The 13,158-nt window shown below is 71.1% G+C and carries 11 protein-coding genes; 1 reads left to right on the top strand and 10 read right to left on the bottom strand.

The genetic code is table 11. The features are described from left to right. From AWX74_RS30860 to AWX74_RS30885, 6 genes are all read right to left on the bottom strand, one after another. A partial coding sequence (locus AWX74_RS30860; protein WP_423212983.1) for a beta/alpha barrel domain-containing protein occupies positions 1 to 664 on the bottom strand: 664 nt, incomplete at its 3' end. Further along, a complete protein-coding gene (locus tag AWX74_RS30865) occupies positions 661 to 1,899 on the bottom strand; it encodes an acetyl-CoA hydrolase/transferase family protein (protein ID WP_091284122.1) in 1,239 nt (412 codons plus the stop codon). The genes AWX74_RS30860 and AWX74_RS30865, both read right to left, overlap by 4 nt. Beyond that, positions 1,896 to 3,110, bottom strand: a complete 1,215-nt coding sequence (locus tag AWX74_RS30870; RefSeq protein ID WP_242666493.1) for a thiolase family protein — start codon at positions 3,108 to 3,110, stop codon at positions 1,896 to 1,898. The genes AWX74_RS30865 and AWX74_RS30870 overlap by 4 nt, the downstream gene beginning before the upstream one ends. Position 3,111: 1 nt before the next feature. Next, entirely contained in the window at positions 3,112 to 3,876 is a 765-nt protein-coding gene (locus AWX74_RS30875; protein WP_226930796.1) for an SDR family oxidoreductase, read from the bottom strand. Beyond that, a complete protein-coding gene (locus tag AWX74_RS30880) occupies positions 3,876 to 5,042 on the bottom strand; it encodes an acyl-CoA dehydrogenase family protein (protein ID WP_091283985.1) in 1,167 nt (388 codons plus the stop codon). The genes AWX74_RS30875 and AWX74_RS30880 overlap by 1 nt, the downstream gene beginning before the upstream one ends. A 53-nt stretch (positions 5,043 to 5,095) precedes the next feature. Then, positions 5,096 to 6,181, bottom strand: coding sequence for an acyl-CoA dehydrogenase family protein (locus AWX74_RS30885; protein ID WP_091283987.1), 1,086 nt, complete (start codon positions 6,179 to 6,181; stop codon positions 5,096 to 5,098). 165 nt (positions 6,182 to 6,346) lie between these two features. Between AWX74_RS30885 and AWX74_RS30890 the strand changes: the two genes are divergently transcribed. Then, complete coding sequence (locus tag AWX74_RS30890; protein ID WP_193209645.1) at positions 6,347 to 7,063, top strand: FadR/GntR family transcriptional regulator; 717 nt, start codon at positions 6,347 to 6,349, stop codon at positions 7,061 to 7,063. Between the two features lie 47 nt (positions 7,064 to 7,110). Here the strand turns inward: AWX74_RS30890 and AWX74_RS30895 are convergent, their stop codons facing one another. From AWX74_RS30895 to AWX74_RS30910, 4 genes are all read right to left on the bottom strand, one after another. Further along, the gene (locus tag AWX74_RS30895; protein WP_242666494.1) at positions 7,111 to 9,090 is read right to left on the bottom strand and encodes an AMP-binding protein; all 1,980 of its coding nucleotides are present in this window, start codon (positions 9,088 to 9,090) and stop codon (positions 7,111 to 7,113) included. Position 9,091: 1 nt separating this feature from the next. Continuing rightward, the gene (locus AWX74_RS30900) at positions 9,092 to 10,267 is read right to left on the bottom strand and encodes an acyl-CoA dehydrogenase family protein (protein ID WP_091283991.1); all 1,176 of its coding nucleotides are present in this window, start codon (positions 10,265 to 10,267) and stop codon (positions 9,092 to 9,094) included. 180 nt (positions 10,268 to 10,447) lie between these two features. Beyond that, entirely contained in the window at positions 10,448 to 12,133 is a 1,686-nt protein-coding gene (locus tag AWX74_RS30905; RefSeq protein ID WP_091283993.1) for a sensor domain-containing protein, read from the bottom strand. A 132-nt stretch (positions 12,134 to 12,265) separates the two neighbouring features. Continuing rightward, positions 12,266 to 13,051: an enoyl-CoA hydratase/isomerase family protein gene (locus AWX74_RS30910; RefSeq protein ID WP_091283995.1), complete on the bottom strand. Its 786-nt coding sequence runs from the start codon at positions 13,049 to 13,051 to the stop codon at positions 12,266 to 12,268. Positions 13,052 to 13,158 lie beyond the last annotated feature (107 nt).

The raw sequence follows: 13,158 nt of genomic DNA on the forward strand, positions 1-13,158 counted from the left end.
CCTCGACGCCGGGCAGCCGGTCGAGGGCCGAGGCGAAGAACCGCCCGGCGTAGGCCGGGTTGGCCATGCCGGTCGTGTCACCGAAGCCCACCTCGACCGCGCCGGCCTCGGCGAACTGCTCGGCGAGGCCGAGCACCCGCTCCATCGGCACCGGCCCCTCGTAGGGGCAGCCGAAGGAGGTGGCGATGACGGCGCACAGCCGCAGGCCCTCGGCGAGGATGCGCTTGGCCATCACGGCGGTGTCCGCCATCGTCTGCTCGACCGTGCGGTTGATGTTGCGCTGGTTGTGCGTCTGGGAGGCGCTGACGAACAGCCCGACGGCCTCGAACAGCCCGCGGTGGCGCAGAGCGTTGTCCAGGCCCCTGCTGTTGGGGACGAGGACCATCCGCTCGACGCCCGTGGGCAGGTCGACCCCGTGCAGCACCTCGACCCCGTCGGCGAGCTGCGGGATGACGTCGGGCCGCACGAAGCTGGCGATCTCGAGGCGGGCCAGCCCGGCCCGCCCGAGCAGGTCGATCAGGCGGATCTTGTCGGCCGTCGGCACCGTCTCGGGCTCGTTCTGGAAGCCGTCGCGCGGGCCGACCTCACGGATGTGCACCCGGCGCCGCTCGCCCAGGGTGGCGTTCGGACGTGCTTTCGGGGTGGTGTTCGGGTCGGCGGTCATCTGACGTCCTCCTGCTCCGCGAGGCTTCGGTGCAACGACTCCTGGTGGCGCGGCGCGGCGATCCGGATCAGGCGCCGGGCGCGCTCGGCGACGGTCTGCCCGGTTAGCAGGGCGACGCCGTGTTCGGTGACGACCGCGTCCACGTCGACCCGGGCGGTGGTCACCACCCGGCCGCGCAGCACTGGCGTGATCGTCGACTCGCCGGCCGACTCGGAGCGCAGCGCGATCACCGAACGCGCGCCGGTCAGCGACGCCGCCCGGCTGAAGTCGACCTGCCCGCCGACCGCGCCGATGTGGACGCCCCGGCGGATCTCGGCGCCGACCTGGCCGAGCAGGTCGACCTCGATCGCGGAGTTGACCGAGACCAGTGACCCCAGGCGGGAGAGTACCTCCGGGGCGTGCGTGTAGCTTGCCGGGCGGAACTCGATCGGGAAGTCGGCCAGGCGGTCGTAGAGCGCGCTCGATCCGAGCGCGGCCCCTGTCACGACCAGGCCCTGGTCGATCTCCTTGCGGGCGCCGGTCACCACGCCCTTCTCGACCAGGTCGAGCACCCCATCCGTGATCATGCCGCTGTGCACGCCGATGTCGGTGTGGGTGGAGAGGGCCTCGAGCACGGCCGCCGGCAGCGTGCCCACGCCGAGCTGCACTGTGTCGCCGTCGCGCACCAGGCCGGCGACATGCTCGGCGATCGCCCGGTCGACGGGGTCGGGATCCCGGGGGACCGCCTCGAGCAGCGGGCGGTCCGTCTCGACCGTCGCCGCGAACGCGTCGAGCGGGAGGCGGGGTGCTCCCCGGGTCGCCGGCATCCGGTGGTTGATCTCGGCCACCAGCAGCCGGGCATGCGGCAACGCGTCGGCGATGTACTCCACCCCGATGCCGAGTGAGACCATCCCCGCGGTGTCCGGCGCCGAGACCTGCACCAGGCCGACGTCGCAAGGCAGCATGCGGGTGGCGAACATGCGCGGGAGCGACGAGTAGTGGCACGGCACGACGTCGAGGCGGCCGTGCCGGCTCAGGGAGCGGAGCTCACCGAGCCCGCCGTAGGACAGGACGGTCAGCTCGTCCGGCAGCGCGCGGGTGAGCCGCCCGTTCCAGGTCAGGCCGCAGAAGGCGCGGACCGGCCCGATCGCCGTGACCTGGTCGAGCAGCGCGTCGACCAGCACCGACGGTTCCGCGCCCGCCTGCCCCCACCAGACACCGTCGCCCGGGCGCAGAAAGGACGCGAAATCGATCATGCCGCGACCCGCTGCACCAGCGTCGCGGTGCCCAGGCCGCCGCCGCAGCACATCGTGACCAGCCCCAGCTCGACGTCGCGCCGCTCCATCTCGGCGAGCAGCGTGCCGAACAGGCGCGCGCCCGTGGCGCCGACGGGATGGCCGAGCGCGATCGCCCCGCCGTTGACGTTCACCCGGGACATGTCCGGCCGCAGCTCGGCCTCCCAGGCCAGCACGACGGAGCTGAAGGCCTCGTTGATCTCGATCAGGTCGATGTCGCCGATGGTCAGGCCGTTGCGGTCGAGCAGCTTGCGGGTGGCCGGGATCGGCCCGGTGAGCATGATGATCGGGTCGACGCCGACGGTCGTCTGGTCGAGGATGCGGGCCCGCGCGGTCAGGCCGTGCTCGGCGGCCGCCCGGGGCGAGGCCAGCAGCACCCCGGCCGCCCCGTCGCAGATCGGTGACGACGACCCGGCGGTCACCCGCCCTTCGGCGGGCGGCCGGAAGACCGGCTTCAGGCCGGCGAGGATCTCGGCCGTGGTGCCGGACCGAATCGTCTGGTCGCTGACCCGGCGCGCGCCGTCCAGGTCGAGCGGGATCATCTCCCGCCCGAACCGTCCGGCCTCGAGTGCGGCGGCGGCCAGTGCATGCGAGCGGGCCGCGAACTCGTCCATCGCCTCGCGCGAGATGTCCCAGCGGTCGGCGATCAGCTCCGCGCTCTCGCCCTGCGGCACGAAGTCGTAGCGGGCGCGCAGCGCGGGCGGCCACGGGTCGCCGTAGAGCTCGGAGATCTTGGCCGGCGAGTTCATCGGCACGTGGTGCATGTGCTCGACGCCCCCGGCCAGCACGATGTCGTGCGTGCCCGACGAGATCAGGGCGGCGGCCATCTCCACCGCGGTCTGCGCGCTGCCGCACCGCCGGTCGAGCACGGTGGCGGGCACCTCGGCCGGGTAGCCGGCCTGCAGCCAGGCGTTGCGGGCGATGTTGCGCGACTGTTCACCGAAGGGGGCCGTGCAGCCGACCACCAGGTCCTCGACCGTCTCCGGGGCGAGCCCGGTGGCGGTGAGCAGGGACGAGTAGACCGCGCCGAGCATCTCGTTCGGGTGGACGTCGCGGTACCAGCCGCGCTCCGCGTGGGAGCGGCCGATCGGCGTACGCAGCGCCTCGACGACGAGCGCGTCCCGCCCGCTCGAGGCGAAGGGTGCGTTGCCACGCAGGGGTCGGGTCGCCACCTCACATCACCGTTCCGCCGTCGACGGCGAGCACCTGGCCGGTGACGTAGGCGGCGGCATCGGAGGCGAAGAACACGAAGCTGCCGGCGATCTCCGCCGGCTCGGCCCAGCGGCCGAGCGGGATCCGGGCCAGGGTGACCGCGGCGAGCTTCTCGTTGCCCCGGATGTTCGCCGTCATCGAGGTCGCAGCCAGCGGGGCGAGCGCGTTCACGGTGATGTTGCGCCGGGCGAGCTCGCGGGCGAGCGACTTGGTGACACCGACGACGCCGGCCTTGGCCGCGCTGTAGTTGACCTGGCCGATCGTGCCGACCAGGCCCGCGGCCGAGGTCACGTTGATGATCCGTCCGGTGCCGTCGTCGGGCAGGAACGGCAGGGCGGCCTGGCTGACGGTGAAGGTTCCGCCCAGGTGGATGCCGACCACGCGGTCGAACTGCTCGGGCTCCATCTTGCCGAACATCGCCGGTGCGATCGCGCCCGCGTTGTTCACGACGATGTTGAGCACTCCGCCGTTCAGGTGGGCGGCCTGTTCCGCGGCGGCCCGGGCGGCCGGGGCGTCACGGACATCCAGCGCCGCGGAGCCGGCCCGGCCGCCAGCCGCGACGATGTCGGCCGCGACCGCGGCGGCGGCGTCCTTGTCCAGGTCGGTGACCAGCACCGCCGCGCCGGCCTGCGCGAACGCGCGGGCGACGGAGGCACCGATGCCGTTGCCGGCGCCGGTGACCAGTGCCGACCGGCCCGCCAGCGAGAACAGCGTTTCGTGTGACATCAGTAGCTCCTCGGCAGGCCGAGCACGTGGGAGCCGAGGAAGTTGAGGACCATCTCCTGGCTCAGTGGCGCGATGCGCAGCAGCCGGGCCTCGCGGAAGTACCGGGCCACGTGGTACTCCTCGGCGTAGCCCATGCCGCCGTGGGTCTGCAGTGCGCGGTCCGCGGCCTGGAAGCCGGCGTCGGCGCACAGGTACTTGGCCGTGTTCGCCTCCCGGCCACACGGCATCCCGTTGTCGTAGAGCCAGGTCGCCTTGCGCAGCACCAGCTCGGCCGCGTCCAGCCTGGCCAGGGAGTCCGCCAGCGGGAACTGCAGGCCCTGGTTCATCCCGATCGGCCGGCCGAAGACCTCCCGCTCGTTGCCGTAGCGCACGGCGCGTCGCAGCGCGGCGCGGCCGAGCCCGAGTGCCTCGGCGGCGATCAGCATCCGCTCGGGATTGAGCCCGTCGAGCAGGTAGGTGAAGCCCTTGCCCTCCTCGCCGACGCGGTGCTCCGCGGGCACCCGAAGGTCGTCGATGAACAGTTCGTTCGAGCTGACCGAGTTGCGGCCCATCTTCTTGATGGGGCGGATGTCGACGTGATCGCGGTCGAGATCGGTGAGGAACAGGGTCATACCGTCGGTCTTGCGGGCCGAGTCCTCGAACCGGGTGGTACGGGTGAGCAGCAGGACCTTCTCGGACTCGAGCGCTTTCGAGATCCAGACCTTGCGGCCGCTGATGACGTAGTCGGAGCCGTCGCGCCGGGCGAAGGTCGTGATCCTGGTGGTGTCGAGGCCCGCGCCAGGTTCGGTCACGCCGAAGCAGACGTGCAGGTCTCCGTTCACGATGCGCGGGAGGGTCTCCTGTTTGAGCTGCTCAGAGCCGTGTACGACGACCGGGTGCATACCGAAGATCGAAAGATGCATTGAGCTGGCGGCGTTCATGCCACCGCCGGCCGCGGAAACCTCCTCCAGCAGCAGCGACGCCTCCGTGATGCCGAAGCCGTGTCCGCCGTACTGCTCCGGGATGGTGATCCCGAGCCAGCCGCCGTCGGCGAACGCCCGGTAGAACTCGGTCGGGAACTCGTGTTCCTCGTCCCGCCTCATCCAGTAGTCGTCGTCGAACTTGGCCGCGAGCTCGGCCACCGCCTTGCGGATCGTCGTCTGCTCGTCCGTGAGATCGAAGTCCATGCCGGCCTCCCTCCACTATTTGGCTAACCATATCGAATGGACTGACCAAATAGCTACCTGATGGGGAGCAGGTGCGTGGCGAGGATCTCGTTCCAGGCCGTCGGGCTGCCGTACAGGACGGCGTCGAGCTTCGCCCGCTTGTAGAACAACTGCAGGTCGTGCTCCCACGTGTAACCGATGGCGCCGTGCATGGTGAGCGCCGAGTCGGCCGCGCGGGCGCCCTCCGCGGTCACCTGAGCCTTGGCCGCCGCCGCGTGCGCCAGCGCCTGCGGATCGCCGCCCTGGACCGACGCGGCGGCGAAGTAGACCACCGAGCGGGCCGCCTCACCGCCGACCAGGATCGTCGCGGCGGCGTGCTTGACCGCCTGGAACGATCCGATCGGCACGCCGAACTGGTGGCGTTGCAGGCTGTACGCCACGGCCATGTCGAGCATCCGTTCGCTTGTGCCGAGTGAGTCGGCCGCGACCAGCACCGCCGCCCGCGCGGCGGCGCGTGCGAGCACCTCGGCGGGCCCGGCCACGTCGGCGGGCTCGACGAGCGGCGTCGACGGCGCGGCGTCGAAGGCCACGTCGGCTACGGACCGGGAACGGTCCAACAGGCTGCGTGGTGTGATCCGGACTCCTGGCCCGGCCGGATCGACGAGGACCAGTACAGTCCCGCCGTCGGTGGCCACCGGCACCACAAGAGCGCCGACCTCCCCGGCGGCGAGTACCCGGGGCACCGTGCCGCTCACACGGCCATCAGCGTCGGCGGTGAGCGGCCGGGCCGCCGAGACGACGGCCTCGGCGCTGACCGCGAGCGTCGCCCCGGCGCCGTCGACAGCGTGTGCCAGGACCCGCGGATGCCGCTCCATCGCGGGCAGGGCGACCATGGTGGCGAGCCATGCCGCCGACGGGACCGCGTGACGGGCCAGTTCCTCGGCCGTCAGCGCGAGCTCCACCATGCCGCCGCCCTGGCCACCACGCTCCTCGGGGACCCCGACGCCGCACCAGCCGTCCTCACAGAACCGGCTGGTGAAGGTCGCCGAGTCGCCGGTTTCCAACCACGAGCGCACGACGTCGGCGGGTGCGACGTCGCCGAGCCAGTCGCGCAGCGCCTTCCGGTACGCGGTCTGCTCCTCCGACAAGCTCCACTGCATGGAGAACCCTTCGTTGTGCCTCGACTCGTGCGCTTGACGGCGGTCCGGGTCGTTGGCGGATCGACTGCTAAATTAGGTACGACCAAAAACAATGACCTTGGGGGCGTGATGGCCACTGCGGGCCGCCCGGGTCCGCGGGATCGTCACGCGGTTCGCCTGGGACCAATGCAGGTACCCAAAGCTTCCGATGTCCTCGCTGAGGACCTGCGGGAGCGGATTCTGCGCGGGGAGTTCCGCGAGGGCACGGTGCTGCCACCGGAACGCGAACTCGTCGTGCAGACCCAGATGAGTCGGACCACCGTTCGCGAGGCGCTGCGCATTCTCGAGGTGCAGGGCCTGGTCAGGATCAAGACCGGCCGCTCCGGCGGCGCATACGTCCAGGTGCCCGGTGAGGAGTCCGTCGCCAGCTCCGTCAGCCTGATGATCCGCGGTCGCCAGATCCGACTGGCGGCGCTGCTCGAGACGCGCGAGGCGGTCGAGCCCGCCTGTGCCCGGCTGGCCGCCAAGTACCGCACGGACACCGACATCGCCGCCCTGGAGAAGGCCAACGACGCAATCTCCGTGGAAAGCGGTTCGCTCGCCGACTTCCTGCAGGCCAACGTCGACTGGCATGTCGCGGTTGCGACAGCCAGCCACAACGAGCTGCTCACCGGATTCATGACCGCGCTCTCGCGGGCCATCTACGCCGGCACCGACAACCAGGGCTTCATCGACACCGAGGTCCGGCGCCTGACAGTCCGGGCACACCGCGGGATCACCGAGGCCATCCGGACGCAGGACGCCGACGGGGCCGTGCGGCGGATGAGCCGGCACGTGCACGCCTACGCCGAGGCGGTGCTCAAGGTCGATGAGCGCACCGCCATCGAGGTGCCCGAGGACTGAGCTGCCGGGCCGGTGCCCAGCGGGCCCGCGTTCGGCGCGGGCCCGGCTCACCGCAGACCCTTGACCCGGGCGCGGATGGCCTCGACCGCCTCCGGGTTCTCCGCACCGGACAGGTCGCCGGCATCGGTGCCCAGGACGGCGGCACGCACCGCCCGGCGCAGGATCTTGGCCGACCTGGTCTTGGGCAGTGCGTCCACCCGCACGACCTGGGCCGGGGCGAAGGGTTTGCCGACCTGGGAGGCGACCCGGTCACGCAGCCGGCGTGCGACGTGCTCCCCGGCCTCGTCGCTCTCGTCGCCATAGCTGGGGCGGGCCACCCAGAATGCCCAGACGGCCTCGTTCTTCGTGGGATCCGGGATACCGACGACGGCGCTCTCCGCCACGGCCGGGTCCGCGGCGAGCACCGACTCGATCTCCGCCGGCGCGACGCGCTTGCCCGCGACGTTCATGACGTCGTCGGAACGGCCGAGCACATACCAGTCGCCGTGCTCGTCGACGAGGGCGAAATCGCCCTGACGCCACATGCCGGGGAAGGTCGACCAGTAGGTCTCGAGGTAGCGCCGGTCGTCGCGCCACACGCCCCGGGTCATGGCCGGCCATGGCTGGCGGCACACCAGTTCGCCGATGGCGCCCCGCAACGGCTGGCCGTCCTCGCCGACCACGTCGACGTCCATCCCGAGCGCCGGCCCCCCGAGCGAGCAGCTGGCGATGTCCTCCACCGGGTAGGGGGAAAGGAACGAGCCGCCGACCTCGGTGCCGCCGGAGAAGTTCACGACCGGCACCCGACCGGCGAAGACGTCGCGGGCCAGCCACTCGTAGGACTGCGGGTCCCACGGCTCGCCGGTGGAGCCCAGGACCCGGACCGAGGAGAGGCCCTGCGCGGGCAGACCCGCCGTGGCTGTACGGAGTGTGCGGACCAGGGTGGGGGACACCCCGAGGGTCGTCACCTGGTGGCGCTCCACCAGCTGCCACAGCCGGGCACTGTCCGGGGTATCCGGCGAGCCCTCGTACAGCACCAGGTTCCCGCCGCAGGCGTGGGTGCCGAGAACAGTCAGCGGCCCCATGATCCATCCCATGTCGGTGATCCAGCACAGCGAGCGGCCGGGGCCGAGCTCGAAGCCGTAGGCGAGCTCGCTGGCGACCTTCGTCAGGAAGCCGGCGTGGGTGTGCACGGCTCCCTTCGGCCGCCCGGTCGTCCCGGACGTGTAGCCCAGAAGCAGCACGTCCGAGGCCGAGGTGGGCGTCGTGGCCGAGTAGGGCGGCTCCGCCAGCAGGCTGCTCCAGCCCACCACCTCCGGATGACCCGCCGCGTCGCTCGGGAGGGCGCCGGTTGGTTCGGCCGCCTCCCCGGCGAGGTTCTCCACGACAACGACCAGCTGCACCCCCGGACACGCCGCGATCGCCTCATCCAGCTGTGGCTGCATCTGGACCGTCCGGCCGCGGCGCACGGTGCCGTCCGCTGTGATGACCGCCTTCACCTCGGCGTCCTGCAGCCGGGCCGCGATGGCCCCGGGAGCGAAGCCGGAGAAGAGCGGCACCGCGACGGCTCCCAGACTGGCGACCGCGTAGAGCGCCACGACCGCCTCGGGGATCATCGGCAGGTAGAGGGCGACGGCGTCGCCCGGTCCGATCCAGTGCCGGCGCAGCCCGCTGCATATCCGGGCGACCTGGTCCGCGAGCTGGGCGTACGAGAGCTCGCGGACGGTGCCTGCCTCGGTCTCGTGGACGACCGCCGGTGCGTCGGGGCTCTGTTCGGTCCACCGCCCCAGGCAGGTGTCCACCACGTTCAGCTTCCCCCCGACGAACCACTCGGGGAACTGCGGACCGTTGAGGGTATCCAGCACCGAGTGATAGGGCGTCCGGAAGCGGATGCCCAGGTCGGCCACGACCGCGTCCCAGAAAGCGCCGATGTCGGCGACCGATACCGCTCGCAGGGCGTCGGCGTCGGCCACGCCGAAGTGGCGCATCAGCCGGACGACGTTCGCGTTCTCCAGGTAGTCCTGGTTCGGGCGCCAGATGTAGGTCACGTCAGCTCCGGGGAAGGCCGAGGATGCGCTCGGCGACGATGTTGCGCTGGATGAAGGTGGAGCCCCCGGCGATCGCGGTGCCGCGAGCCTGGTAGGCCAGCCGCAGCCAGCGCTCTGCGGTCGCGCCCTCGTCCGTCGGCCCGAACTGGTCGCCGAGTGGTTCGAGTGAGAGCCGGAAGTCGGCGAGGTCTTCGACCAGGGGGCAGAAGTAGAGCTTGCCGATCGAGGTGACCGGGCCGGGGGGCTCACCGGCTGCCGCGGCCGAGATGACCCGCTGGCCGATCGCGCGGTGCACCAGCGCCCGGCCCCAGAGGTCGGCGACCTTCTGGCGGGTCAGTGGGTCCGCGGCAAGCGGCGTGCCGTCGGCCGCGCTGCGGGAGCGGACGACGGCGACGATCTCCTCAACCGCCTTCGTGGTGTTGACCCGGCCGGTCGCGATCGCCACCCGCTCGAAGGCCAGTGTGCCCATCGCGACCTTCCAACCACCGTCGACCTCTCCGACCACGGCGCCGTCGGGCACGAAGACCTCGTCGAGGAACACCTCGTTGAACTCTGCCTCGCCCAGCATGTGCGCCAGCGGCCGCACCGTGACGCCGGGGGAGTCCATCGGCAGGAGGAAGTAGGTGATGCCGCGATGGCGCTCACCGCCTCCGGTGCGGGCGAGCAGAATGGCGTGCGCGGCCAGCTGTGCACGGCTGGTCCAGATCTTCTGGCCGCTGATGCGCCAGCCACCGTCGACCTTCGTCGCCCTGGTGCGCAGCGAGGCGAGGTCGGATCCGGACTCGGGCTCGGAGAAGAGCTGGCACCAGATGTGCTCGCCGGTCAGGATGGGCCGGAGGAGTCGCTGCTTCTGTTCGGTGGTACCGAAGTGAGCGATCGTCGGCCCGGCGAAGTCCTCTCCGATGATGTTCAGCCGTTCGGGAGCACCGGCCCGGTCGCACTCCTCGGTGAAGATCGCCTGCATCCGCTCGTCGAGCCCGCGGCCTCCGAACTCGGCTGGCCAGGTGAGTCCGGCGTAGCCCGCCGCGAACACCACCGCCTGCCACTGGCGCCAGAAAGGCGCCTTTTCCACCATGTCGGCCGGTTCGGGCCAGGGCAGCTTCGGGAGCTCGTGTGCGAGCCAGGCGCGCACTTCGGCGCGGAAGCGGGCCTCGTCCGGTGCATCGGCGAGATCCATGGACACCACCTCCAGGGGTGCATCGTCGCGCCTAAACGGTACTATAGGTCAGGCCAAATAGCCCGATGTGAGGCTGCCGTGCGGCCTTCCCAGGAACGTCCTCCGGGAGGTCGGGCAAGAGGCGGTCCGCCTGCCGCGGGGGGCCCGTCAACGGGATCAAGCCTGGGACGTCGGGTCGCGTCACCCGTTGTCGAGGTGCATCGAGGACTGATGGACCATGCACCGCCCGGCCCCGGCGCGCTTCGCCGCGTACATCGCGATGTCGGAGGCGTTGAGGAGCCGGTCCGGATCGGCGAGGTCCGCGCAGGAGATCGCGACTCCGGCGCTTGCCGAGACCCGTACGGTCGCATCCGAAAGGTCCACCGGCTCCTGGATGGCGTTGAGTACCCGCCGGGCCAGCCCTTCAATGGCCGAAAGTGAGACGACCCGCTCGCAGAGCACGGCGAACTCGTCTCCAGCGAGCCGGGCGACCACGTCGTCCGGCCGCACCGTTTCCCGCAGGCGCCGGGCGATCTCCCGTAGCAACTCGTCGCCGACCCGGTGGCCGTAGGTGTCGTTGACGGTCTTGAAGCCGTCGAGATCGATGAAGACCACGCCCGTGCGGTGCAGTTTGAGGGTGCGCTCCAGCCGGTCGAGCAGCCATGAGCGGTTGGGCAGGTCGGTGAGGCTGTCGTGCGTCGAGCGGTAGCGGATCTCCCGCTCGGTGGCGAACCGCACCGCCGCGGAGCCGAGCACGCTGGCGACCGCGCCGAGGAACTGCTCGTCGCGATCGCCGAACGGCATCGCGTCCGGTTCCTGGCGGTGCACGGTGATCACAGCGGTGGAGGCGCCGGGCCGACCGACCGGCGCGGCCAGGATCTGCCGGCCTCCCGACGCATCCGGTGCCCCGGTGGTCGCGTGCCCGGTGCGGACCGCGGCGGACACAACCCGCCCGGCGATCGCGTCGGGCAGCGGGAGGCCGACGCTTGCGGCGGGCTTCGCGTCGCGTGCGGCGGCCGACGTGCAGTCGATCTCGTAGAGTGCCACCGCGGCGCTGAGCTGGTTGGCCAGCACGGCGGTGGCGCGGTGCCAGAGGCCCACGGCCTCGGGCGTGACCAGTGCCTGCTCCGCCAGGCTGGCGAGCTGGGCCTCGCCGGAGAGGGCCAGCTCCCGTTCCGTCACGTCGGTGCTGAGCGCGGCGACCAGCTGGACCCGGCCGGCCGCGTCGGGGATGGGAATCATGTGCAGGTCGAAGTAGCGTCCATACGCCTGAACGACCTTCGAGTCGGCCGCGCCGTACTCGAACGTGGCCTTGAGCATCGCGAGCGACTCCTTGTGATCTTCGAAGACCTCGAAGACGGACCTCGTCGCCGCGTCGATGATGTCCTCGGCCTCCCGGGAGTTGCGCGCGCCCGCTCCGAACACGACGTGACCGGTGCGGTCGATCAGCAGCATCGACGCCGGGCTGTGGTCAAGGATGAACCGTAGGTAGTTGGCGACCTGATCTCGGTCGCTCACGTCCTCCATGCGGCTGACAATGTAGGCCTCGTCGCCGCCGAGCAGCCCGTCGAAATCGTGGGTCATCGTGGAGGCGACCTGGACGTGCACGATCTCGCCGTCCGGCCGGGCGAACCGCATGCGAAACGGTGGGAACCGCTCACCGGAGCCGGCGGGTCCGTGGCGGATGACCCTGCGCTCGTAGCTGCTGAACAGCTCGAAGTCCGGCTGGGAGACCAGACGGCGCCAGGATCGGCCGACCATCTCCCCCGCGCCGCGGCCCAGGATCCTGCACGCTGCGGCGTTGGCGTATTTCACGGTCCCGCTGCGGGCGCCGGTGATGACGATGCCCATCTGCAGGTCGTTGACCAGGCCTTCGCTGAAATCCATGATGATCTCTGACGTGTGTCGTCCGGTCCCGTCATCCTCCGTTTGTCACACCACGAGTGTCGGGCCTTGTCTACCCGGTCCTGGCCTGCGGCAACCGGGGGTGAGGTGGGGCCGGCGGCGGCCTGAGCGGCGCTAACGGCCCGACCAGCGCGGTTCCCGCTTCTCCCGGAACGCGGCCACGCCCTCCTTGATGTCCTGGGTGGTGAAGGCGAGAGCGAGCTGGCCCTGCAGGTGGACGAGGGCGGCGTCGAGTGGTTGGTCCCGGGTCGCGTCGAGGGCGTCCTTGCCCATCCGCATGAGCAGCGGCGAACGGGAGGCGACCAGCCCTGCCCAGCGGTCGACCTCGGCGTCGAACTGCGCGCTCGGCACGACCGCGTTGACCATCTGCAGCTGCGCCGCCTCATCGGCGGAGATCAGCCTGCCGGTCATCATGAGCTCGTTCGCCTTCGCCCGCGGCACGCTCCGGTAGATGAGCGCCGAGATCATGAACGGGAAGACTCCGACGTTGATCTCGGGGCAGCCGAATCTCACCCCCTCGCGAGCGATGATGAGATCGCAGGCCAGGGCGAGGCCGAAGGCGCCCGCGAGCACGTCGCCGCCGGCCGCGCAGATGCTCGGCTTCCCCAGCTTCCCGAGCAGTCGGTAGGCGCGCGGGAAACGGTCCAGGCCGGCGTACTTCTCGATCGTCGAGGTATCGCTGGCGAACGCCTTGAGGTCGCCTCCGCTGGAGAACACTCGGTCGTCGCTGGATGCCAGGACGACCAGCCGCACCGCGTCGTCCGCCCGGGCCTGCGCGAGACGGTCGATCAGCTCGTCGAGCAGCCGGTCACTCAGGGCGTTACGCGACGCGGGGTCGTCCAGAATGATGGTGGCGACGCCCCGGGCATCGCGTTCGTACCGGATGAAGGAGGAGGGCATGGTCTTCCTCTGGGCTCGGGGCACAGGCGCGGCAGACATACGCAGACATGCGCCAGACATGCGGAGCACGTGCCGGACTGGATGCGGACGCCGCGCCGTGATCCGCG

This window comes from Parafrankia irregularis (assembly GCF_001536285.1).
In the GTDB taxonomy this organism is placed as follows: domain Bacteria; phylum Actinomycetota; class Actinomycetes; order Frankiales; family Frankiaceae; genus Parafrankia; species Parafrankia irregularis.